At 66.4% G+C, this 21897-nt stretch carries 21 protein-coding genes; 12 read left to right on the forward strand and 9 right to left on the reverse strand.

All coding sequences use genetic code 11. The annotated features are described in order from the left end of the window. The first annotated feature begins 27 nt into the window (after positions 1-27). Both ACE3QC_RS03385 and cysK read left to right on the forward strand, forming a co-directional pair. Positions 28-1254, forward strand: a complete 1227-nt coding sequence (locus tag ACE3QC_RS03385) for an MFS transporter (RefSeq protein ID WP_374406628.1) — start codon at positions 28-30, stop codon at positions 1252-1254. Next, a complete protein-coding gene (gene cysK, locus ACE3QC_RS03390; RefSeq protein WP_374405701.1) occupies positions 1251-2171 on the forward strand; it encodes a cysteine synthase A in 921 nt (306 codons plus the stop codon). Before ACE3QC_RS03385 ends, cysK begins: the two co-directional genes overlap by 4 nt. A gap of 1 nt (position 2172) precedes the next feature. Here the strand turns inward: cysK and ACE3QC_RS03395 are convergent, their stop codons facing one another. Further along, positions 2173-3519, reverse strand: coding sequence for an FAD/NAD(P)-binding protein (locus tag ACE3QC_RS03395; protein WP_374405702.1), 1347 nt, complete (start codon positions 3517-3519; stop codon positions 2173-2175). Positions 3520-3523: 4 nt separating this feature from the next. Next, entirely contained in the window at positions 3524-3829 is a 306-nt protein-coding gene (locus tag ACE3QC_RS03400) for a DUF6356 family protein (protein WP_374405703.1), read from the reverse strand. A gap of 134 nt (positions 3830-3963) precedes the next feature. On the opposite strand from ACE3QC_RS03400, the gene ACE3QC_RS03405 reads away from it, so the two are divergent. Then, positions 3964-5106, forward strand: coding sequence for an FAD-dependent oxidoreductase (locus ACE3QC_RS03405; RefSeq protein ID WP_374405704.1), 1143 nt, complete (start codon positions 3964-3966; stop codon positions 5104-5106). Between the two features lie 281 nt (positions 5107-5387). Then, positions 5388-6278 (forward strand): DUF5677 domain-containing protein, encoded by an 891-nt coding sequence (locus ACE3QC_RS03410; protein WP_374405705.1) that lies wholly within the window; start codon positions 5388-5390, stop codon positions 6276-6278. A 430-nt stretch (positions 6279-6708) separates the two neighbouring features. Here the strand turns inward: ACE3QC_RS03410 and ACE3QC_RS03415 are convergent, their stop codons facing one another. The 4 genes from ACE3QC_RS03415 to ACE3QC_RS03430 all read right to left on the reverse strand — a co-directional run bounded on the left by ACE3QC_RS03415 (position 6709) and on the right by ACE3QC_RS03430 (position 10494). Then, the gene (locus ACE3QC_RS03415) at positions 6709-8514 is read right to left on the reverse strand and encodes an acyl-CoA dehydrogenase C-terminal domain-containing protein (RefSeq protein WP_374405706.1); all 1806 of its coding nucleotides are present in this window, start codon (positions 8512-8514) and stop codon (positions 6709-6711) included. 24 nt (positions 8515-8538) lie between these two features. Further along, positions 8539-8973 carry a MerR family DNA-binding transcriptional regulator gene (locus tag ACE3QC_RS03420; protein ID WP_374405707.1) on the reverse strand — a complete coding sequence of 145 codons (435 nt, stop codon included), beginning with the start codon at positions 8971-8973 and terminating at the stop codon, positions 8539-8541. Between the two features lie 30 nt (positions 8974-9003). Next, a complete protein-coding gene (hisI, locus tag ACE3QC_RS03425; protein WP_374406630.1) occupies positions 9004-9375 on the reverse strand; it encodes a phosphoribosyl-AMP cyclohydrolase in 372 nt (123 codons plus the stop codon). A gap of 309 nt (positions 9376-9684) precedes the next feature. Continuing rightward, positions 9685-10494 carry a double zinc ribbon domain-containing protein gene (locus ACE3QC_RS03430; RefSeq protein ID WP_374405708.1) on the reverse strand — a complete coding sequence of 270 codons (810 nt, stop codon included), beginning with the start codon at positions 10492-10494 and terminating at the stop codon, positions 9685-9687. A gap of 120 nt (positions 10495-10614) precedes the next feature. Between ACE3QC_RS03430 and ACE3QC_RS03435 the strand changes: the two genes are divergently transcribed. Next, the gene (locus ACE3QC_RS03435) at positions 10615-11304 is read left to right on the forward strand and encodes a methyltransferase domain-containing protein (RefSeq protein ID WP_374405709.1); all 690 of its coding nucleotides are present in this window, start codon (positions 10615-10617) and stop codon (positions 11302-11304) included. Here the strand turns inward: ACE3QC_RS03435 and ppdK are convergent. Genes ppdK through ACE3QC_RS03450 form a run of 3 tightly spaced genes read right to left on the reverse strand, consistent with a single transcriptional unit; the run spans position 11301 to position 17365 of the window. Continuing rightward, positions 11301-13964, reverse strand: a complete 2664-nt coding sequence (ppdK, locus tag ACE3QC_RS03440; protein WP_374405710.1) for a pyruvate, phosphate dikinase — start codon at positions 13962-13964, stop codon at positions 11301-11303. The genes ACE3QC_RS03435 and ppdK overlap by 4 nt on opposite strands. Positions 13965-14012: 48 nt before the next feature. Then, positions 14013-16469 (reverse strand): glycine--tRNA ligase subunit beta, encoded by a 2457-nt coding sequence (gene glyS, locus ACE3QC_RS03445; RefSeq protein WP_374405711.1) that lies wholly within the window; start codon positions 16467-16469, stop codon positions 14013-14015. Beyond that, a complete protein-coding gene (locus ACE3QC_RS03450; RefSeq protein WP_374405712.1) occupies positions 16466-17365 on the reverse strand; it encodes a glycine--tRNA ligase subunit alpha in 900 nt (299 codons plus the stop codon). The genes glyS and ACE3QC_RS03450 overlap by 4 nt, the downstream gene beginning before the upstream one ends. A gap of 187 nt (positions 17366-17552) precedes the next feature. Between ACE3QC_RS03450 and ACE3QC_RS03455 the strand changes: the two genes are divergently transcribed. The 7 genes from ACE3QC_RS03455 to ACE3QC_RS03485 all read left to right on the forward strand — a co-directional run bounded on the left by ACE3QC_RS03455 (position 17553) and on the right by ACE3QC_RS03485 (position 21897). Beyond that, a complete protein-coding gene (locus ACE3QC_RS03455; RefSeq protein WP_374405713.1) occupies positions 17553-17957 on the forward strand; it encodes a hypothetical protein in 405 nt (134 codons plus the stop codon). A gap of 26 nt (positions 17958-17983) precedes the next feature. Continuing rightward, complete coding sequence (locus ACE3QC_RS03460) at positions 17984-18433, forward strand: hypothetical protein (RefSeq protein WP_374405714.1); 450 nt, start codon at positions 17984-17986, stop codon at positions 18431-18433. Further along, positions 18430-18624: a helix-turn-helix transcriptional regulator gene (locus tag ACE3QC_RS03465; protein WP_374405715.1), complete on the forward strand. Its 195-nt coding sequence runs from the start codon at positions 18430-18432 to the stop codon at positions 18622-18624. The genes ACE3QC_RS03460 and ACE3QC_RS03465 overlap by 4 nt, the downstream gene beginning before the upstream one ends. Further along, a complete protein-coding gene (locus tag ACE3QC_RS03470) occupies positions 18611-19249 on the forward strand; it encodes a hypothetical protein (protein WP_374405716.1) in 639 nt (212 codons plus the stop codon). The genes ACE3QC_RS03465 and ACE3QC_RS03470 overlap by 14 nt, the downstream gene beginning before the upstream one ends. 37 nt (positions 19250-19286) lie before the next feature. Then, the gene (locus ACE3QC_RS03475; protein ID WP_374405717.1) at positions 19287-20219 is read left to right on the forward strand and encodes a TraB/GumN family protein; all 933 of its coding nucleotides are present in this window, start codon (positions 19287-19289) and stop codon (positions 20217-20219) included. Beyond that, entirely contained in the window at positions 20219-21097 is an 879-nt protein-coding gene (locus ACE3QC_RS03480) for a TraB/GumN family protein (RefSeq protein ID WP_374405718.1), read from the forward strand. The genes ACE3QC_RS03475 and ACE3QC_RS03480 overlap by 1 nt, the downstream gene beginning before the upstream one ends. A gap of 122 nt (positions 21098-21219) precedes the next feature. Continuing rightward, entirely contained in the window at positions 21220-21897 is a 678-nt protein-coding gene (locus tag ACE3QC_RS03485) for a 50S ribosomal protein L25/general stress protein Ctc (RefSeq protein WP_374405719.1), read from the forward strand.

Genomic DNA, 21897 nt, shown 5'->3' on the forward strand with positions numbered 1-21897 from the left:
CGCGCCTACTGGGTGTCGCGCCTGTCGATGACGCTGGCGCAATACGCGATGATGCTCATCATCGGGTGGCAGACCTACGACATGGCGCGCGACGGCGGCATGAGCGTGGCGGGCGCCTCGGGCCAGCTCGCGCTGATCGGGCTGTTCCAGTTCGTGCCGCTGTTCCTGCTGACCCCGTTTTCCGGCCTTGCCGCCGACCGGTTCGACCGGCGCAATCTCGCACGGCTGACGATGGTGCTGCAACTGGCGTGCGCGGTCACGCTGGCGCTGCTGACCTGGCACGATCTGCTGCGCATCCACTGGCTGTTCGCGATCGCGGTGGTGCTGGGCGTGGTGCGCGCGTTCAACGGCCCCGCCCTCTCCGCGCTCGCGCCGAACCTCGTGCCCAAGGCGATCCTGCCCAACGCCATCGCGCTGTCCTCGATCGCGTGGCAGAGCGGGATGATCGTCGGCCCGGCGATCGGCGGATACCTCCACGCGATCGTGCCCGCGCTGCCCTATGCCGTCGCCGCGGCGCTGTTCTGCGTTTCGATCGCGGCGATCTCGTGCATCGGCAAGGTGCCGCAGCCGCCGATCCCCGGCGCGGCGCGGCCGATCGGGCAGATGATCGACGGGCTGCAATATGTCGTGCGCAACAAGATGGTGCTGGGCGCGATTACGCTGGACCTGTTCGCGGTGTTCCTCGCCGGGGCGACCGCGCTGTTCCCGGTCTATGCGCGCGATATCCTGCAAGTGGGGGAGACGGGCCTCGCCCAGCTCGCGATGGCCCCGGCGGCGGGCGCGGCGATCACCGCGCTGTGGTTCTCGTTCCGCCCGCTCAAGAACAACGTCGGCCCCAGGATGCTGTGGGCGGTCGCCGCGTTCGGGCTCGCGACGGTGGTGTTCGGCCTCTCGACCTGGATGCCGCTCAGCCTCGCGATGCTGTTCATCGTCGGCGCGGCGGACATGTTCTCGGTCTATATCCGCCAGTCGCTGATCCAGCTCCACACGCCCGACGACAAGCGCGGGCGGGTGTCTTCGGTCTCGCTGCTGACGATCTCCGCTTCCAACGAATTCGGCGACTTCTTTTCGGGCACGCTCGCCTGGCTGATCGGGCCGGTGCTGGCGGTGGTGAGCGGCGGCGTGGGCGCGATCGTCACCGTGGCGCTGTGGGCGAAAATCTTTCCCGTCCTGCGCACCACCCGGACCTTTGACCCGCCGGAGGAATTGGTCGAGACTACGCCAGAAGAAAAATTGCAGGAGAATATCCCATGAAGGCCGCCAGCGTTCTCGAAACCATCGGCAGCACCCCGCACATCCGCCTCTCGCGCCTGTTCCCCGACCACGAGGTCTGGGTGAAGAGCGAGCGGAGCAATCCCGGCGGCTCGATCAAGGATCGCATCGCGCTCGCCATGGTCGAGGATGCGGAGAAATCCGGCGCGCTCAAGGCTGGCGGCACGATCATCGAGCCGACCAGCGGCAACACCGGGATCGGGCTGGCGATGGTCGCCGCGGTCAAGGGCTACAAGCTGGTTCTCGTCATGCCCGAGAGCATGAGTGTCGAGCGCCGCCGCCTGATGCTCGCTTACGGCGCGACGTTCGACCTGACCCCCAAGGAAAAGGGCATGAAGGGCGCGATCGAGCGCGCGACCGAACTGGCCGGGCAGACCGACGGCGCATGGATCCCCAGCCAGTTCGACAACGAGGCGAACTGGAAGATTCACGTCGCCACCACCGCGAAGGAAATCGTCGCCGATTTCGAAGACAGCCCGATCGACGTGCTCATCACCGGCGTCGGCACCGGCGGCCACCTGACCGGATGCGCCGAGGAACTGAAGCGCCACTGGAGCGGGATGAAGGCCTACGCGGTCGAACCCGAGCTATCGCCGGTCATCGCCGGTGGCCAGCCCGGCCCGCACCCGATCCAGGGCATCGGCGCGGGGTTCATCCCCGGCAACCTCCACACGCAGGCGATCGACGGCGCGATCCAGGTCGCGGCCGACGCGGCGAAGGACATGGCCCGCCGCTGTGCGCGCGAGGAAGGGCTGCTGGTCGGTATCTCGAGCGGAGCGACGCTGGCCGCGATCGCGCAGAAGCTGCCCGATCTCGAGCCCGGCGCGCGCGTGCTCGGCTTCAACTACGACACCGGCGAGCGCTATCTCTCGGTGCCCGACTTCCTGCCCGAAGAGTAAGCTAGAGCCCCTCGCCGCCGACCCAATGCGCATTGGAGAGGCGGCGGGCGAGCGCCCAGACCTGCACGCGGATATCGGGCACGGCGACGATTTCCCACGAGGCGCCGCGCGTCATCGGGCCGATCGCATAGAGCCGCTCGTTCCGCCGCCCCGATGCGCCGATCGTGTGCGACTGCGCGTCGACGTCGATCCCGATGCGCAGCGGATCGGGCCGGATCACTCCGCCGCGCGTGAGTTGTTGCAGCAAAGGCTCGCGCGTCGCGCCCAGATCGCCCTGCGGCCCGGTGCAGTTGATGACCCGGCGCACCTCGATCGTGCGCTCCGCCGCGTTGCCCCGGCGGCGCAGGGTGACGGCGGCGTGGCCCTCACCCGGCGCGAAGCCGCAGGTCTTGCCCGCGATCACCGTCAGCCGTCCCTCAGCCATCAGCGCGTTCAGCCGGTCGGCGACCGCCGGAGCGATGCGGTGGCGGTGGATATCCCACCAGGGGCGCAGATGGCGCAGGAACCGCGCCCGCCCGGCATCGTCCGCCGCGCGCCACAGCGGCGCGGTGAAGCGGCGCAACTCGTCCACCGCGTTGCGCCAGCCGACCTCGCTGGCGCGTCCGCGCACGTGGCGGACCAGCGCGGAGGCCTGCGGCACGGGCCGATCCTCGATCGGCGCGAACGGCGGCTGCGTGTCGTGCCGGTGAGGGAGCAACCCGCGCCGCGACATCGCCACGATCCGCCCGCCGAACCCTTCGGCATCGAGCCGCAGCACCATGTCGACCATCGTCAGCCCGGTGCCGAGGACGAGCACCGTGTCCTCGCTGGTGAGACCGGCGGTCGCCGCGTCGGTCCACGGGTCGGCGGCGTAGAGATCGCCCGCCAGATCGGCGCTCAGCCCGCGCGGATGATGCGGCGGCAGGTTGCCGACCGCCAGGATCGCGATGTCGGCGCGCACGGTGCCGCCCCGGTCGAGCGCGATGCGCACGTCGCCGCCCATCTCCAGCGACGTCGCTTCGCCGCGCACCAGCTCCAGCCGCCCGGGCTGACGCGCCATCTCCTGATCCAGCAGATCGCGCAGGTAGGCGCCATAGACCAGCCGCGGCGCAAACGAATCGGCGGCGAACGGCAGGCCCTTGCTGGCCAGCCAGCGGGCGAAGCTGTCGGGCTCGTCGGGCAGCGCGTTCATCCCCGCCGCGCGGACGTTGAGCACGTGGCTGGGCGCGGCCTCGCCATAGGCGAGCCCCTCGCCCGCCCGGTCGCGGCGCTCGATCAGCGTGGCGCGCGGCCCGTCGTGCCGTAACAGGTTGATCGCCTGCAGGGTGCCGGAAAACCCGCCGCCCACGATCGCGACATGCGACAACATCGGGCTAGATTACGTAGTCGGGATCGGTATGCGCTGCGGCCTGGCGGCGCTGTTCCAGCTCGCGGTGCAGCTCGCGCACGCAATCGCTGGCCGCGCGCTCGAACATGCCGGGCACGACCGCATGCGCGAGGCACTTGATCCCGCCCGCGACCATCTTGCCACCGAACCGGGCGGCGATGCCCGCATGTTCGAGGTAGCCCTCGCCCACCAGGCGCGGATGATCCACGAAAGCGCGGCGCAGGATACCGGATCCGCGCGCGGGCGCTCCGGCCTCCTGCGGGCGATCGGAAAGGGTCTGTTCGCTCGTCATTCCCGGGCCATACCGCGCGGCCCCGGGCTTTCCAATCCCGTGCGCACTGTATCTCGCCCGCTTTTGCTGCCAGACATCGGCGCAGCGCCGGAGATGTGCCGGGGATGCGCCAAAGATGAAGGGGGACTGTCGCGATGCAACGCAGGGCTTTCGTGGGCGGATCGGGCGCGCTGTTGCTGGCAGGCTGCACCCGCGCGGCGACCGGCCTGTCGCCCGCCCTTGCGCCGGGCACGCCGCGCCTCGCGCCGCTCCACCTCGACATGGCGCACCTGATGAAGATCACCGTGTGCCTGCGCCCGTTTCGCCCGGCGGGTCCGCGGTTGGAGATCGAACGGTTCGGCGAGAAGACCGTGGTCCACAACTACGGCCACGGCGGCTCCGGCTGGTCGCTCAGCTGGGGCTGCGCCGACGAGGCCGCGATGCTCGCGCGTTCGGGCGGCGCCAGCGAGTTCGCGGTGATCGGCGCGGGCGTGATCGGCCTCACCACCGCGCTGCGGCTGATCGAAAGCGGGGCGAAGGTCACCATCTATGCGCAGGAATTTCCGCCCGAAACCCGCTCGGCGCGCGCGACCGGAGTGTGGTCGCCGAGCAGCCGCGTCGCGCTGTCCACCGCCGCGCCCACCGGCTTCGCCGAGCGCTGGGAAGGCTGGGCGCGTGCGTCCTATGCAGCGCATTTGCGGATGATCGGCCTCGTCGGCGATCCGGCCGAATTCCTCCCGCAATACGAGGTGAGCGGCGGCGACGATGGCGCGCCCTCCCCGCCCGCGCAGCACGATTTCCTCCACCTGCACCGCCGCGTGCGCGACCTCACCCCCGCGTGGGAGCGCCTCAGCGGCACCGAAAATCCCTTCGCCCCGCGCGACACCGCGACCGGGCAAGGCATGGTGTTCAACGTCGCCAGCTACGCCGACCGGCTCGCGCAATTGTTCATGCTGCGCGGCGGCCGGATGATCCGCCGCGCCTTCCCCGACCGCGCCGCCGCGCTCGCGCTGGGCGAGCCGGTGATCGTCAACTGCATGGGCTTCGGCGCCAAGGCGATCTGGGCCGACGCCGGCATGGTCCCCGTGCGCGGTCAGATCGGCTGGCTCGTGCCCCAGCACGACGCGCGCTATTCGCTCTACTACGGCGGCGTGAACGCCATCTCCCGCCGCGACGGCGTGGTCATCCAGTACTACGGCCCCAACGAGGACTTCGGCTACGGCGAACCCGACGAGGTTGCGGACCCGGTAGAGACCGAGCGGGCGCTGGCGATATTGCGTGGGGCGTATGTTGGGTGACGGACTGCCGAGCCGCGAAATTCAGCCTGTCTTCCCTTCCCTCTCCGCACCGCACCCAGCCTCTCCGCTCGTCTCCACCCGCTCCACATCGCTTGTCATCCCCGCGAAAGCGGGGATCCCGCTTCCCTGTGATCCGGTAAACACAAGCTGGCCCCCGCCTCCGCGGGGTGACGAGCTCGGTTGGAGGCGGTTGAGTAAACCCGATCAGAGCGACGTCGATTCACGACCCTAATTGCCGACCTTCAGTTCGCCGTTATGATCTCTCGTAAGGAGACCTTGTGATGGCTGATAACGATGCCCTTCGCCTAAGCTGCACAGAACAGGGCTTCATAGACGCGTTTCGCACCCACGGCTTTCTTTCACCCTACATCGAAGAAGCAGTGCCTGCGTATGTTCGCCCGCACGCTGAGTGGTTCGCCCATGCGGAAGCGCTGAACAGGGCAGGGCTCGATGCCTTCTACCGCCGCGACAACGAAGTGGTGGGTTTGTCGAGTCAACATCCCGTGTCGCTGTCGATCAGAATGACGTTCCGAGCACTGTCTGCTTTCCAAGCGGCACTGATCCTTTATCGCCGGGCAATGGTGCAGGAAGGGGAGACACTTACTCGCAACATCTACGAGACGGCATTTTGGCTTGGTTACCTCCACAAGGATGGTCCCGCCGCTACCCGGGCCTTCCTCAACGATGAACGCAAATCGCAGAAGGACCGCGCTTCCTATTATCTGGAGCAATTTGCCTCCGGAGCATACGATCCCAACCCAGAGATTGAAGCCCAGTTGCGAGAGCAGGTCGCAGAACTTAAGTCGAAGATCACCAACGCCGATGATGTGTCCGTGAAAGAGGCGGCTAGGCGCAGCGACCTTTATGGACATTACGAAACTTATAAGCACCTGAGCGCCGGATCGGCACACAACTCGCTCAATAGCCTTCACCGCTACCTAAACCGTAATCCCGACGGTTCGTACGATGGTCACATTGTAGGTCCTGATCCCGACGCTCTTGTAGATGCGCTCCCGGTCATGTGCATCGGTCTCGGCATCACGCTCGCGATGTTTTGCACGATCGTGGCGCTAGATCACCCAGAGGATGATCTACAGACACTGCTCATAAAGACGGACACGATGCGAAAAGCTCAGAAGGCGGCGGGCGGCGGTATTGCCACAATGGCATGACCTAAGGCTGGCGGATCGTCGTGGCATCCGACTGGCTGACGCGGTTCCCTGCGTTAACTGAGATCGTGTCCGGGAAAAGCGCCGCGCTATGTCGGTTACCGTCAAAAGCCATTCCACTTCCCATCCCATTACGGACATCACGAAAGGCGAAGAATTCGAACTGTCGCTAACGATGATTTCGGCAAACCGTTTTCCTACACTTCAACAGTTTTGCTAGCCTCGCGTCGGCTCTTTCCATCGTCGATCCCCACCCCTGCCCTGCAAGCGGATTCAGGAAGTCTGCGCGGCGAATGCGCAAGTGCTTGCGCCCGCCGCACACGGAAGGTGACAACCGAGACAGCGCTTTTGGATGCACCCGTCTGAAAACAAACGCAGATTCGGGCCGGCGCTATTTTTTAAAGGCCCTCGGTCCGTGTAACAGCGCCTTGCGTCAGGAAGCGGTCGCGAAAGCCTCTTCGCCCAGCGCCATCATTGCTTCGCTGCCCGCTTCCAGCTTGCGCCGCAGCGCGCCGGCGTCGGGCAGGAAGCGTTCGGCGTAGTAGCGGGCGGTGACGAGCTTCGCTTCGTAGAACGCCTTGTCATCGCCACCCTCGCCCAGCTTCGCCTGCGCGACCTTGGCCATGCGCAGCCACATCAGGCCGAGCGTCACGATCCCCATGATGTGCATGTAGTGGTGCGCGCCCGCGCCGAGGTCGTTGGGGTTCTTCATCGCGTGCTGCATGAACCACATCGTCGCGGCCTGCTGTTCGCCCAGCGCCTTCTCGAGCTTCTCGGCGAGCGCGCCCAGGGCCTCGTCGCTCTTCGCTGCGGCGGCTTCCTCGCCCACCAGCTTGAAGAACGCCTGTACCGCCGCGCCGCCGTTCTGCGCCAGCTTGCGCCCGCACAGGTCCATCGCCTGCACGCCGTTGGTGCCTTCGTAGATCTGGGTGATGCGGGCATCGCGCACGAACTGGCTCATGCCCCATTCCTCGATGTAGCCGTGCCCGCCGAACACCTGCTGCATGTTCACCGCAGTCTCGAAGCCCTTGTCGGTGCCGTAGCCCTTGATCACCGGCGTCATCAGCCCGAGCAGCAGATCGGCCTCGGCGCGCTCTTCCTCGGTTGCGGCCTTGTGCGTCAGGTCGACGAGCAGCGCGCCCCACAGCGCCAGCGCGCGGAAGCCTTCGGTGAAGGCCTTGGCGTCCATCAGCATGCGGCGCACGTCGGGGTGGACGATGATCGGGTCGGCCTTCTCCTCCGGCTCGGCGGGGCCGGTCAGCGCTCTGCCCTGCCGTCGGTCGATCGCGTAGGCGACCGCGTTCTGGTAGGCCGCCTCGGCCTGGCTGAAGCCCTGGATGCCGACGCCGAGCCGCGCGGCGTTCATCATGATGAACATGGCGGCGAGGCCCTTGTTCTCCTCGCCGACCATCCACCCGGTCGCCCCGTCGTAGTTGAGCACGCAGGTCGAGTTGCCGTGGATGCCCATCTTGTGCTCGATCGAGCCACACGAGACGCCGTTGCGCTCTCCCAGACTGCCATCGTCGTTCACCAGCACCTTGGGCACCACGAACAGCGAGATGCCCTTGGTCGAATCGGGTGCGCCGGGCGTCTTCGCCAGCACGAGGTGGATGATCTGCTCGGTGAGGTCGTGCTCGCCGGCGGAGATGAAGATCTTGGTGCCGGTGACCCTATAGCTGCCGTCGGCCTGCGGCTCGGCCTTGGTGCGGATCATGCCGAGGTCGGTGCCGCACTGCGGCTCGGTCAGGTTCATCGTGCCGAGCCATTCGTTGGCGATCATCTTGGGCACGTACTTCGCCTGCAATTCGGGCGAACCCTTGGCGAGCAGCGCCGAGACCGCGCCGTTGGTGAGGCCGGGGTACATGCCGAACGCCTGATTGGCCGACGAGATGAATTCTTCGAGCACGAAGCCGAGCGCGTGGGGCATGCCCTGGCCACCGAATTCCTCGGGTGCCGAAAGTGTGCTCCAGCCGCCTTCGCGGAACTGCTCGAACGCGGCTTTGAAGCCCGGCGGAGTGGTGACCGAGCCGTCTTCGTTGCGGGTGCAGCCGTGTTCGTCGCCCGCGCGATTGAGCGGCGCGAGCACTTCGGAGCAGAACCGCCCGGCCTCGCCGATCACCGCGTCGATCATGTCGGGCGTGGCGCTCTCGAATCCCGGCAGATTACCGTAGCTGGCGAGATCGAGCACTTCGTTGACGACGAAGCGCGTGTCGCGGGTCGGGGCGATATAGGTCGGCATCGGAATGTCCTGCGGTAAGGGGTGTCAGTCGATCGCGTCGACGAGCTTGATGAAGGCGGTCAATTCCTTGATCGAGGAATCGATGTCCGCCCGCTGGCGCTTGAGCTTGGCGACGTGCGCCCGGCATTTCTCGACCGTGACGCGGCGCTGCTCGACGCGCCCGTCGCCCAGATCGTAGAGGTCGATCATCTCGCGAATCTCGGTCAGCGAGAAGCCGACGTTCTTGGCCCGCATGATCCACGCGAGCCGCGCGCGGTCGCGCTTGGAATAGACGCGCGAAAGGCCCACGCGGCGGGGCGCGATCAGGCCTTCGTCCTCGTAGAAGCGGAGCGCGCGCGCGGTGCAGTCGAACTCCTGCGTCAGGTCGGAGATCGAGAACTGCTCGCGCGAGTGCTTGTCGGGCCGGTCGAGATGCGCGCCGGAGTGCGTTTCGGAAAGCTTGCGGGCGGGCTGTGACATGGCCTTACCTTACTCCCCCTTACGTAAGCGTCAACCTTCAAGCGCTACGAGGTCGTCGCCCTCGAGCCGCCGGAAGAAGCAGCTTCGCGCACCGGTGTGGCAGGTCGGCCCAGCCGCGCGGCAGCGCAGGACCACCGCATCCTGGTCGCAGTCGACGAGAATTTCCTCGACCGTCAGCGTGTTGCCAGAGGTTTCTCCCTTGCACCAGAGCTTGCCGCGCGAGCGCGAATGGAAATGCGCCAGCCCCGTCCTGTGCGTGGCGTCGAGCGCCTCGCGGTCCATATGTCCGACCATGCGCACCGAGCCGTCGAGCGCGTCGATCACCACGGCGGTCAACAGGCCGGCGGCGTCGAACTTGGGTTCGAATTTATCGGTCAAGCTATCTTCCCCGAACGAATACATGCGCCCCGAAAGGCGGGATGACTGTTTGTTGCACGATAACCACAGGCGCGACTCAAAATCCACGCCCGAAGCACATGTTGCTTTGATCGGCGGGTCGGGAGTGGGAATAGGGGGCCGTTGTCCGCAAGGGCAACTCGCCGAGCTTTCGGTGCCAGTAGAGCGCCATGGTTCAGGGGAAACGGAGACGCAGCCCGCCCGAGGCCATAGGTCATGGGCGAAGGCGCCTCCGGCAACGTTGAGGGATAGGATCCCGTGCGGCCCGATGGGGGTTTGGCCGTCACAGCCTTCGGGCGGATCCTTTGATTTTCGTCACGTGGCGCCCGGAGCTTCGGCTCCGGGCGTTTCGTTATCGGGGTTCCATCCGGGCATGCCGCCCTTCCCCTCCTCCAGCACGCGAGAGAAGCACGCGACGATTACGCGTTTCGCGCCAGCGCGCTTCAGGGCCGCGACGCAGGCTTCGCTCGTCGCGCCGCTCGTCAGGACATCATCCACCAGCACCACGTTGGCGCCGCGCAACGAGGCCGCACGGCGCGGATCGGCCGCGATCGCCCCCGACAGCGTCTTGGCGCGCGCCTTGCGGCCCAGTCCGCCGAGCATCGGCGTGCGCTTGTGCCGGTGCAGCGCATCGACCGTCAGCGTGCCGCCGGTCCCCAAGGCAAGCTCGCGCGCGATCAGCGCCGCCTGGTTGAAGCCGCGCCGCCACAGCCGCCAGCGGTGCAGCGGCACCGGCACGATCAGCCACTCGCCCTCGAGCACCGGCAACCGCGCCGCGACGAGCCGCGCGAGCATCGGCGCGAGCGCGATTCGCCGGCCGTGCTTGAAGGCCAGCACCAGCTTGCGGGCGGTATCGTTGTAGATCGTCCCTGCCGCAATACCATCGTGCCGGGGCGGGTGTGCGAGACAGGGAGCGCAGATCATCGTCCCTTCCGCGACGTCGCTGGCGATCGGTCGTTGGCATCGCGCGCAGGCGGGCGCGCCGGGGATGACCAGTTCGCTCCAGCACGCCGGGCACAGGCCATCCTGCTGCGCGATGCTCTCGCCGCATACCGGGCAACGCGGCGGGTAGATCAGGTCCACCAGCGGAGCGAGCGATTCGCGCAAGAGGGTGGCGGCAGGCATCGCGCGATGCTGCCCGCGCTTGCATGCGCCTGGCAAGAGCGGCAGGGCCCGGCGATGGCATCTTCCGGAGTACCACAGATCTTTTCCCGCCCGCGCCGCGCGGCCCGCTGGCGCAGGGCATTGGAACTGCAGCGCGGCGCGGATGCGGCGGACTTCGTGTTCCGCGCGATGGCCGAGGAACTGGGGGATCGGCTTGGTTTCATCGACCACCGGATGGAAACGGCGCTGGTGATCGGCGACCCAACGGGGCTGGCGGTCGAGGCCCTTGACGGTTCGGCGGCGCGGATCGTTTCGCACGGCCCCGACGCGATCGACGAGGAAGCGGCACTCGACGGGCGGTACGATCTCGTCGCCAGCCTCGGCTCGCTCGATACGGTCAACGACGTGCCGGGCGCGCTGCTGCATATGCGCGAGGCGCTGGCGCCCGGTGGGATTGCGATCGCCAGCTTCCTCGGCGCGGGTAGCTTGCCGAACCTGCGCCGTGCCCTGCTGGCCGCCGAGCCCGAACGCCCCGCGGCGCGGATGCATCCGATGATCGACATGCGCGCCGCCTCGGCGCTGCTCCAGCGGGCCGGGTTCGCGCGGCAGGTCGCGGATTCGTTCACGCTCCGGGTGCGCTACGGATCGCTCGACCGGCTGGTGGCGGACTTGCGCGCACAGGGGCTGACCAATGTGTTGGCATCCACCCCGCCTACGTTGTCGCGCGCTGCGATGGAGCGGGCGCAGGCTGCGTTTCTGGATCAGGCCGATACGGATGGAAAGGTGGTCGAACCTTTCGAGATCATCACTCTAACCGGCTGGAAAAGTTAGCGAAGGCTCGCCTGCGCCGCCGCCAGCCGCGCAATCGGCACGCGGTAGGGTGAGGCGCTGACGTAATCGAGACCGATCTTCTCGCAGAACGCGATGCTGGCCGGATCGCCGCCGTGTTCGCCGCAGATGCCGAGCTTGATGTCACCCCGTGTCGCCCGCCCACGCTCGACGGCGAGTTCGACCAGCTGCCCTACCCCGTCGATGTCGAGGCTGACGAATGGGTCGCGCGGGAAGATGCCCTTGTCGACATAGGGAGCAAGGAAGCGCGCCGAATCATCTCTCGAAACACCCAGAGTTGTCTGCGTCAAATCGTTGGTTCCGAACGAGAAGAAGCGCGCCTCCTGTGCGATCTCCCCGGCCATCAGCGCGGCGCGCGGCAGTTCGATCATCGTGCCGACGAGATAGGCGACCTCGCGCCCTTTCTCGGCGAAGACCTCACCCGCGACGCGATCGACCAGCGCGCGCAGCAGTTCCAGTTCGCGCTTGGTGGCGACGAGCGGGATCATCACCTCGGGCAGCGGCGCTTCGCCGCTCGCCTCGGCGACCTCGCACACCGCTTCGAAGATGGCGCGCGCCTGCATCTCGTAGATTTCGGGGTACGTGATCCCGAGCCGGCACCCGCGATGACCCAGCATCGGGTTGAACTCGTGGAGTTCGTCAGCGCGCCGCCGCAAGTGATCGACACCCAGGCCGGTGGCATCGGCCAGTTCGGCGAACTCGGCGTCGCCGTGCGGCAGGAATTCGTGCAGCGGCGGATCGAGCAGGCGGATGGTGCACGGCAGCCCGGCCATGACTTCGAAAATCTCGCGGAAATCGGCGCGCTGTTCGGGCAGCAGCTTGGCGAGCGCGGCGCGGCGGCCCGCCTCGCTGTCGGCCAGGATCATCTCGCGAACCGCGCTGATGCGGCCCGCATCGAAGAACATGTGCTCGGTGCGGCACAGGCCGATGCCCTCGGCGCCGAACTGGCGTGCCATGCGGCAGTCCGCCGGGGTTTCGGCATTGGTGCGGACCTTCATCCGCCGGTGGCGGTCGGCCCAGTCCATCAGCGTGCCGAAGTCGCCCGCCAGCTCGGGCTCGATCGTCGCGACCTCGCCTGCCATGACCTGCCCGGTCCCGCCGTCGAGCGTGAGCGTATCGCCCTCGCCCAGTTCGCGCTCGCCGATGCGCAGGGTGCGCGCCTTGAGGTCGATCGACACACCCGGCGCGCCCGAAACACACGGGCGGCCCATGCCGCGCGCAACCACCGCCGCGTGTGACGTCATGCCGCCGCGCGCGGTCAGAATGCCTTGTGCTGCGTGCATCCCGTGAATGTCCTCCGGGCTGGTTTCCACGCGAACGAGGATGACCTTCTCGCCACGCTGCGACCATTGCTCGGCGGTGTCCGCATCGAGCACGATCTTGCCGCTTGCCGCGCCGGGCGAAGCCGGGAGGCCGGTAGTGAGCACGTCGCGCGGGGCATCGGGGTCGAGCGTCGGATGGAGCAGTTGATCCAGTGCCATCGGATCGACCCGCAGGATCGCGGTCTTCTCGTCGATCAGGCGCTCATCCACCATGTCGACCGCGAGCTTGAGCGCGGCCTTGGCGGTGCGCTTGCCGCTGCGGGTTTGCAGCATCCACAAATGCCCGCGCTCCACGGTGAATTCGATATCCTGCATGTCGCGGTAGTGCCGTTCGAGCAGGTCGAACACGCGGGCGAGCTCGCCGTAAGCCTCGGGCATGGCCTCTTCCATGCTGAGCGGTTTCGCGCCCGCCGCTTGGCGCGCGGCTTTCGTGAGGTATTGCGGGGTGCGGATGCCGGCGACCACGTCCTCGCCCTGCGCGTTTATCAGGTATTCGCCGTAGTAGGCCTTCTCGCCCGTCGCCGGATCGCGGGTGAAGGCGACGCCGGTGGCGCTGGTTTCGCCCATGTTGCCGAACACCATCGCCTGCACGTTGACCGCAGTGCCCCAGTCTGCGGGAATGTCGTTCAGCCGGCGGTAGACCTTCGCCCGGTCGCTGTCCCAGCTATCGAACACGGCGCGGATGGCGCCCCAGAGTTGGTCGTCGACGTCTTGCGGGAAGTCTTCGCCGAGCTCGCGCAGGACGATCGCCTTGTACTCCCCGACCAGCGCCTGCCAGTCTTCAAGCTCCATCTCGGTATCGTTGAAGAAACCCTTGTCTTCCTTGGCGATTTCGAGCGCTTCTTCGAACAGGCCATGATCGATGCCGAGCACCACGTCGGAATACATCTGGACGAAACGGCGATAGCTGTCCCACGCGAAGCGGGCATCGCCGCTGGTCGCCGCGAGGCCCTCCACCGTCTCGTCGTTGAGGCCGAGGTTGAGAACGGTGTCCATCATGCCAGGCATCGAGACGCGTGCGCCCGAGCGGACCGAGACGAGCAGCGGATCGGCGGCATCGCCGAAGCGCTTGCCGACGGTTTTCTCGATATGTTGCAGGGCCTTGGCGACGTCATCTCGCAATGCGTCGGAGAAATCGCCGCCTTCTTTCAGATAGCGCACGCATTCGTCGGTCGCGATGGTGAAGCCGGGGGGCACCGGCAAGCCGATGCTCGCCATTTCCGCGAGGTTCGCGCCCTTGCCGCCGGTGACGGTCTTGTCCTTCTGCCGCGCAATCGTATGCGCGGCATCGCCGCCGAAGGTAAAGACTGTCTGTTCCATGCCGTTCCTTGTCTGGATGGGATCGGTTGCGGGCCGGTCCGCGGCGGATCAGCCCTCGATGCGCGAGAAATCCGCCACGTTGTGCACTGCAGCACGAAAGCGTGCAAGCAGGTCGAGCCGATGCGCGCGCTTGTTTTCTTCATCGGCGTTTACCGTCACTTCTTCGAAGAACCGGTCGATCGGCGCGCGTAGCGAAGCCAGCGCGGCCATCGCGGCGGCGAAATCCTCCGCTTCGATCGCCTGTGCGGCGGCGGGTTCGGCGGCATCGAGCGCGTCCATCAGCGCCTTTTCCGCAGGCTCCGGCGCGTAGGACAACTCCTTTGCGTGACGGTCCGCCATCTTGGCGTCGATCACCGCCTTCATGTCGGGATCGTCGACGTTGGCGAGCGGGTCTTCCTCGCCGGTATGCGCGGGCTCGCCCTCGACGCCGTACCAATCCTCCTTCTTGAGGATATTGGCCGCGCGCTTGTACCCTGCGAGCAAGTTGGCGCCGTCCTCGGATTCCATGAAGGATTGCAGAGCGTTCACACGAGCCAGAAGCCGCACGAGGTCGTCTTCGTTCCCGAGCGCGAAGACTGCGTCGATGAGGTCGTGGCGGACGCCTGCCTCGCGTTGCTGGACTTTGAGGCGGTCGGCGAAGAAGTCGTGGAGGCTGCTAACGCCTTCCAATAAAGCCAGATAAATCGAGTTCACCCAGTGAATGGGTTTGCTCAGTTCATTGGACATATGCTCCTTGTTGACGAGATTCTCTTGGAATCTCCAAGCAGCGCCTTTCTCGGAAAATTGGAAGGGGCGGTCGGAGACAGCAGCCACATACCAAGTCTCAATGAGCGAGAAGTCGGTCTCACCCAAGCGGCGATATTCTCTAATGGCAATGTGCTTCGAGAGGAGCTTGGCAACCGGCCTCGTCACCTCGTTGAGCGAGAGACGCAATTGTTGGTCAGACAAAACCCGAATGATTCCAAGCGCCGCACGCCGAAGCGCGAATGGATCTTTTGATCCGGTGGGCGTCTCGCCGATAGCAAAGAAGGCAACGACGGTATCCAGCTTGTCCGCCAGCGACACCGCCACCGTCACTGGCGCGGTCGGCACCTCGTCGCCCTGACCGACCGGCTTGTAGTGGTCGCGGATGGCATCAGCGACCTCGTCAGGCAGCCCCTCGGCGCGGGCGTAATAGCCGCCCATCAGCCCCTGCAACTCGGGGAATTCGCCGACCATCTCGGTGACGAGGTCGGCCTTGGCGAGGCGGGCGGCATCCTCCGCCATCTGCGCCAATTCTTCCTTTGTCACCCCGGCCCCCGAGCCGGGGTCCCGCTTTTCTTCGAGCGCTGCACCAGAAGAAGCGGGACCCCGGATCAAGTCCGGGGTGACGATCCCTTCTTCCACCAGCCAGCGCGCCAGCTTGGCGACGCGCTCGACCTTGTCGGCGACGGTGCCGAGCTTTTCGTGGAAGGTAATCCGCTCGAGCTTCTTCGCGTGATCGGCCAGCGGGGTCTTGCGGTCCTGCTCCCAGAAGAAGCGCGCGTCGGAGAGGCGCGCGGCGAGGACCTTGCGGTTGCCGTCAACGATCGCCGCGCCGCCGCCTTCCGCGGCGATGTTGGCGGTGCAGACGAAGGCGTTGGCGAGCGTTCCCGACTTGTCCTCACACACGAAGTATTTCTGGTTCACGCGCGCGGTGAGCTGGATCACTTCCGGCGGTACATTCAGGAAACCGCTGTCGAACCGGCCCAGCAGCGGGACTGGCCATTCGGTCAGCCCGGCATTCTCGACCACCAGGCCCTCGTCTGCGATGACCGTGAGACCGGCAGCTTTCGCCGCCTTGCGCGCGGCCTCGCGAATGATCCCGGCGCGTTCCTGATGGTCGACGATCACGTGGGCGGCACGCAGCTTGTCGGCGTAATCGGCGGCGCTACTGATCGTGATCTCGCCCGAATGATGGAACCGGTGGCCGAGGGTGACCCGACCAGAAGCGACGCCGTGGACCTCGCACTCGACCACATCCTCGCCCAGCAACGCGACGATCCCGCTCAGCGGACGTACCCAGCGCAAGCTATCGGTGCCAATCGAGGCAGCGCCCCAGCGCATCGACTTGGGCCAGGCGAAATCGCGGACGATTGCCGGGATCGCCTCGCCCAGCAGGTCGCCGGTGGCGCGGCCGGGCTTCTCGATCACCGCGAACCACGTGTTGCGACCTTTCACCTCGCGCAGTTCGAGCTGGTCGCGGGTAACGCCGTTCTTGCGGCAGAAACCGTCGATCGCGGCGTCGGGCGCGCCTTCGGGCGGGCCCTTGGCCTCCTCGCTGACAGCCTCGGTGGCTTGCGGCAGGCCGCGCGCGATCAGCGCGAGGCGGCGCGGGGTGGACCAGACGGTGACCTCGCCGGGTTCGATGCCCGCCGCCTCCATCTCGCGGCGGAACAGCTTCTCCAGCTCGTCGCGCGCGCCGGCCTGCATCCGCGCGGGGATTTCTTCGGAGCGCAGTTCGAGGAGGAAGTCGGAGCCGCTCATTTCGACCACTCCGGGTATTTCTCCGCCCAGCTGGGCGCCTCGCGGGCCATGTAGGCCTCGCAGCTACCGCGAGCGAGATCGCGGACCTGCGCCATGTAGCTGGCACGTTCCTGCACCGAGATCACGCCCCGCGCCTGCAGCAGGTTGAACACGTGGCTCGCCTCGATCGCCTGTTCGTAGGCGGCGATGGGCACGTCGTTGTCGAGACAGTTGCGGCATTCGGCCGCGGCCTTGCGAAACAGGTCGAACAGCGCGTCGGTATCGGCGATCTCGAAGTTCCACTTCGACATCTGCTTCTCGTTCTCGAGGAAGACGTGGCCGTAGCTCGTCCCGCGCCCGTCGAAATTCAGGTCGTAGACGTTGTCGACGCCCTGGATATACATCGCGAGGCGCTCGAGGCCATAGGTCAGCTCGCCCGCGACCGGCTTGCAGTCGAACCCGCCCATCTGCTGGAAATAGGTGAACTGCGTCACCTCCATGCCGTCGCACCAGACCTCCCAGCCGAGCCCCCAGGCGCCCAATGTGGGGCTTTCCCAGTCATCCTCGACGAAGCGGATGTCGTGCTTGAGTGGATCGATCCCGATCACCCGCAGGCTCTCGAGATAGAGATCCTGAATGTCGGGCGGGCTCGGCTTCAGGATGACCTGATACTGGTAGTAGTGCTGGAGCCGGTTGGGGTTCTCGCCGTAGCGCCCGTCGGTCGGGCGGCGGCAGGGCTGGACGAAGGCCGCGTTCCACGGCTCGGGCCCGAGGGCGCGGAGCGTGGTCGCGGTGTGGAACGTGCCCGCGCCCATCCGCATATCGTAGGGCTGGAGGATCAGGCACCCGTGCGCGCTCCAGAAATCGTGGAGGCAGAGGATCATGTCCTGAAAGCTGGTCTGGGGTGATCGGTCCATCGTGCGCGCGGCCATGGCGCAGGCGCGAAATCGGGTCAATGCGCAGGCTGCGGTGGACGCGCGAAAGACAGGCATGTGTGACATGATGTCAGGTTCTGTTGACATGATAAGCGAATCGCGACATATGGTCAGGGAAACCTGACACCAAGGTCGATCTGGTCTCATATACCCCGAGGGAGTAACAATAGTGTACAACGCGAAAGCGACGACCAATCGTGACTGGGCGAAGATCCATCTCAATTTCGGCGTGTTCGCCATTCCCTGCCTCGCTCTTCTGATACTCTCGAAAATGGGCATGCTCGAAGAAAGCTATGGCGTGATCGGGGCGGCGTCCCTCGTACTCTCGATGATGGTGATGTTCATGTCGCGCAACGCCGACGAATATACGCTGTCGTTATGGTCGGCGGGCGCCACTGCGGGGTTCATGGCCGCCGTCGCATGGCTGATCTTCGCGCCGCTGATCGAAGGGTTCGTCGATGGGGCGACGGGCAATGCGCACATCAGGGACTGGCCGGCCGACATGGGCATCCACATCGGGATCGCGGTGTTCCTGATAGCCTTCAACCTGAAGCGCTTTCGCGGCACGGCGTGAGCGAGATGAAGGGAGCACTGCGGAATATGCCTTACGACCCCCAAGCGCCGACCGGCGGCGAGACGGCCAGCGCGTTCAACATGGCGTGGACGGGGCTGGCGGCGAATGTCGTGCTGCTGATATCCTACCTGACGGGAAGCCACACGATCTCGACCGCTGCGCTGGCCGTGACCGGCGCACTCATCGCTGTGGTGATGTTCAGCAATCGTTTCGACGAGCATTTCAGTGCCGTGCGCGACACGGGGTTGCGGTGGGGCATGTCGGTGATCGCGCTCTATCTGTTCGCGGGCGCGGTGCTGTCGCTGGCCACGGGTGTGCGCCGCCTCGGGTTCTACACCGCGGCAGGCGAGTGGCCCGATCTCGGGCGTGGAATTCCCGGTCTTCTGGCCGACGGATATCTGCTGGCAATCGTTGCCGGACTGGCATTCCACCTCGGCTTCGCCTGGGCGCGCATTCGTGGAGCGGCAAGCAGGTGAAAAACCGCCTCAAGGTGCTGCGTGCCGAGCGGGACTGGAGCCAGGCGGAGCTGGCGATGCAGCTCGACGTGTCGCGGCAGGCGGTGAACGCGATCGAGACGGGCAAGCACGATCCCTCGCTGCCGCTGGCGTTCCGCATCGCACGGTTGTTCGAGATGAGGATCGAGGAGATTTTCGATGACCAGGGATGATGATGTGGAGCGTGCCGAGAGCAACTTGGGCAATCTGGCAATCCTCGCAGGTGCTGGCTTGTTGGCGCTGTTCGCGCTCGGAGTCCTCGCGGGTCTGATTACTGGTGCAGTCGAAAATTCCGGCCCGCCCCATCCGGTGATCTATATCGCGGGTGCCGTCGCAGCACTGCTGCTCGCGTTCGCGGCATGGCTCATCCGTCGTCATCGCCGCGCACTGACATTGCCGCGCAGCCCGCGCATGCGCGAAGCAGGTGCGATCCTTTACCTGAGCGCAGGGCTGGGCTTTGCCGCCACGCTTGCGCTGATACTGCTTACAGGTTCCGAATTCGGGCTCGACCTGTTCGTTTCCGACGGACCGATCGGCCGCGAGGTCGCGCTGGTCATGGCCGCTATCGTCGTGATCGGCATGGCGCTGTCGATCCGCTGGTTTCTGCTGCTCGACGAGCACGAGCGGGCGGCGCACGATTTCGGCACGGTAGTGGCGTTCTATGCCTATCTCACGATCAGCGCGATCTGGTGGCTGCTGGCACGTGGCGGGCTGACCCCTTGGCCAAACGGCGTGCTGATTTTCTGGCTCTCGCTGGCCGTATGGGTGGTCGGATGGGCATGGCGCCGCCGCGGCTGATTTCCTATAATCCAACGTAACCGAAGGACAACCCGACATGACGTTCACGATCATTATCGATACCGCCCGCCGCCTTTCGCTCGGCGTCTCCGCAATTTCGCTCGCCTTGGCAGGGCCGGCGTTCGCGCAGGAGGAGGTGGCACCGGCCCCCGCCGCCGAAGCCACGGTCGCCTCGCCCGCTTTGTGGAAGGTCGCCGACGAGGACACCACGATCTGGTTGTTCGGGACGGTCCACGCGCTGCCCACGACCATCGAATGGTATCGCGGCCCGATCGCGACCGCGCTGGGCGGCTCGGACACGCTCGTCACCGAGATCGAGATGACGCCCGCAACGGCGACCACGATGCAGCAGATCGTGATGACCAAGGCGATACTGCCCGATGGCCAGACATTGCGCGGCCTGCTCGATGACGATCAGCGGGCGGCCTACGAAGCAGCGATGACGAAGCTGGAGCTGCCGGTGGCCGCGTTCGACCGGTTCGAGCCCTGGTATGGCGCAATGACGCTGGCGATGCTGCCGCTGCTGAAGCAGGGCTATTCGCTCGACGCGGGGGCGGAACAGGTGCTCGAGGCGCAGGCCGGGGAGACGATCGGGCGCGGCGCGCTCGAGACCGTCGAGGAACAGCTCGAGCTGTTCGATGGTCTGCCGCAGGATGCGCAGGTCGAGTTCCTGATGGAAACGGTCGATGGCATCGACGACATCAAGGAAATGCTCGATGCGATGGTCGCCGAATGGGCCGAAGGCGACGCCGACGCCCTGGCCGACCTGATGAACGAGGGGATGGACGATCCGGTGCTGGCCGAGCGGCTGCTCTACGCCCGCAACGCCAACTGGGCGCAGTGGATCGACGAACGGCTCGAAGCGCCGGGCACGGTGTTCGTCGCGGTCGGCGCGGGCCACCTCGCGGGCGAGAACAGCGTGCAGGAAAAGCTGGAGGATCTCGGGATCGAGACCGAACGCGTCCAGTGATGCGCCTGCCTGCCTTGCTGGCGGCGCTGCTGACGCTCGCCGCCTGCGGGCAGGCCGGTCCGCCTCCCGGATTCGAGGGCACCCCCTCCCCCGCGTTGTTCGAGGTTTCGTCGGCGGACGGTGAGGTGGAAGGTTGGCTCTTCGGCACGATCCATTCGCTGCCGGACGGGGTGGAATGGCGCACTGGCCCGCTCGACGATGTTGTTTCGCGGGCCGACCTGCTGGTGGTCGAGGTCCGCGATCTGGACGACGCGGCGGGGTTGCGCGATGCCTTTGCGGCGCGAGCCCGCACCGCCGGGCAGCCGCCGCTGGCGGACAAGGTTCCACCCCGGCTGCGCGGCGATCTCGCAGCGATCCTCACCGAGCACGATCTCTCGCCCGATACCTTCGCCGATATCGAGACATGGGCCGCGGCGCTGACGCTGGCGCAGTATGCCGAGACGGGCGATTCCGCGAACGGGGTCGACCGCGCACTGCTGCGCGAGATGCCGCGCGCGAAAGTCGTCGAGCTGGAGGGCGCGGACGCGCAGTTCGACGTATTCGACCGCCTGCCCGAGACCGAGCAGCGCGACCTGCTCGCCGCGGTGATCGTGGACATGGAGCGCAACCGCGAAAGCCCGGCCGTCCACGCCGCAGACTGGTACAAGGGGCGGATCGACCACCTCGCCGATCGCGAGACCAGCGCGATGCTTGCCGATCCCGAACTGCGCGAGGCGCTCTACGCGGCCCGCAATCGCGCCTGGGCTACGCGGCTCACAGCGCTGCTGAGGCGCGATCCGCGGCCGCTGGTCGCGGTCGGCAGCGCGCACCTGGCGGGTGAGGATGGGCTGCCCGCGCTGCTTTCGGCGCAAGGCTACACCGTGCGGCGCATTCAATAGCGCGATTCCCCGCAGGCTTGCATTCGCCCGGCCTTGCGCTATAGGCGCGCGCTTCCGACCATGGTCATCCCTGGAGGCGTGGCGGAAACCTGTATTCAAAAGCATTTCGAAAGGTACGTGACATGAGCGACGCTCTGACCCTGCCGGCCGAGACGCGCGATCGGGCGGGCAAGGGAGCCTCCCGTGCACTGCGTCGCGAAGGCCGTGTCCCCGCCGTGATCTATGGCGGCAAGGAAGAACCCACCCCGATCCACGTCGAGGAGCGCGTGCTGGTCAAGCAGCTCGGCACCGGGCATTTCATGAACTCGATCATCGAGATCGAGCTCGGCGGCAAGAAGCTGCGCACCCTGCCCAAGGACGTCGCGCTGCACCCCGTCAGCGATCGCCCGCTGCACGTCGATTTCCTGCGCCTCGCGAAGGGCGCCAAGGTGGACGTGAACGTGCCGGTCGTGTTCGAGAACGAGGAAGCGAGCCCCGGCCTCAAGAAGGGTGGCGTGCTCAACGTGGTCCGTCACGAACTGGAACTGGTCTGCGACGCGGACAAGATCCCGAGCGAGATCACGATCGACGTCACTGGCAAGGAAGTCGGCGATTCGATCCACATCAGCGAAGTCACGCTGCCCGAGGGTTCGGAAAGCGCCATCACCGACCGCGACTTCACCATCGCCACCGTCGTCGCCCCGTCCGCGCTCAAGCGCTCGGAGGCCGAGGAAGGCGAGGAAGTGGCCGCCGACGACGTGCCTGCCAGCGAGCAGAGCGACGAGGAAGGCGAGAGCGAAGAGGACGCCGGCGAGGAGTAA

This window comes from Pelagerythrobacter sp. (genome assembly GCF_041912895.1).
GTDB lineage: Bacteria > Pseudomonadota > Alphaproteobacteria > Sphingomonadales > Sphingomonadaceae > Pelagerythrobacter.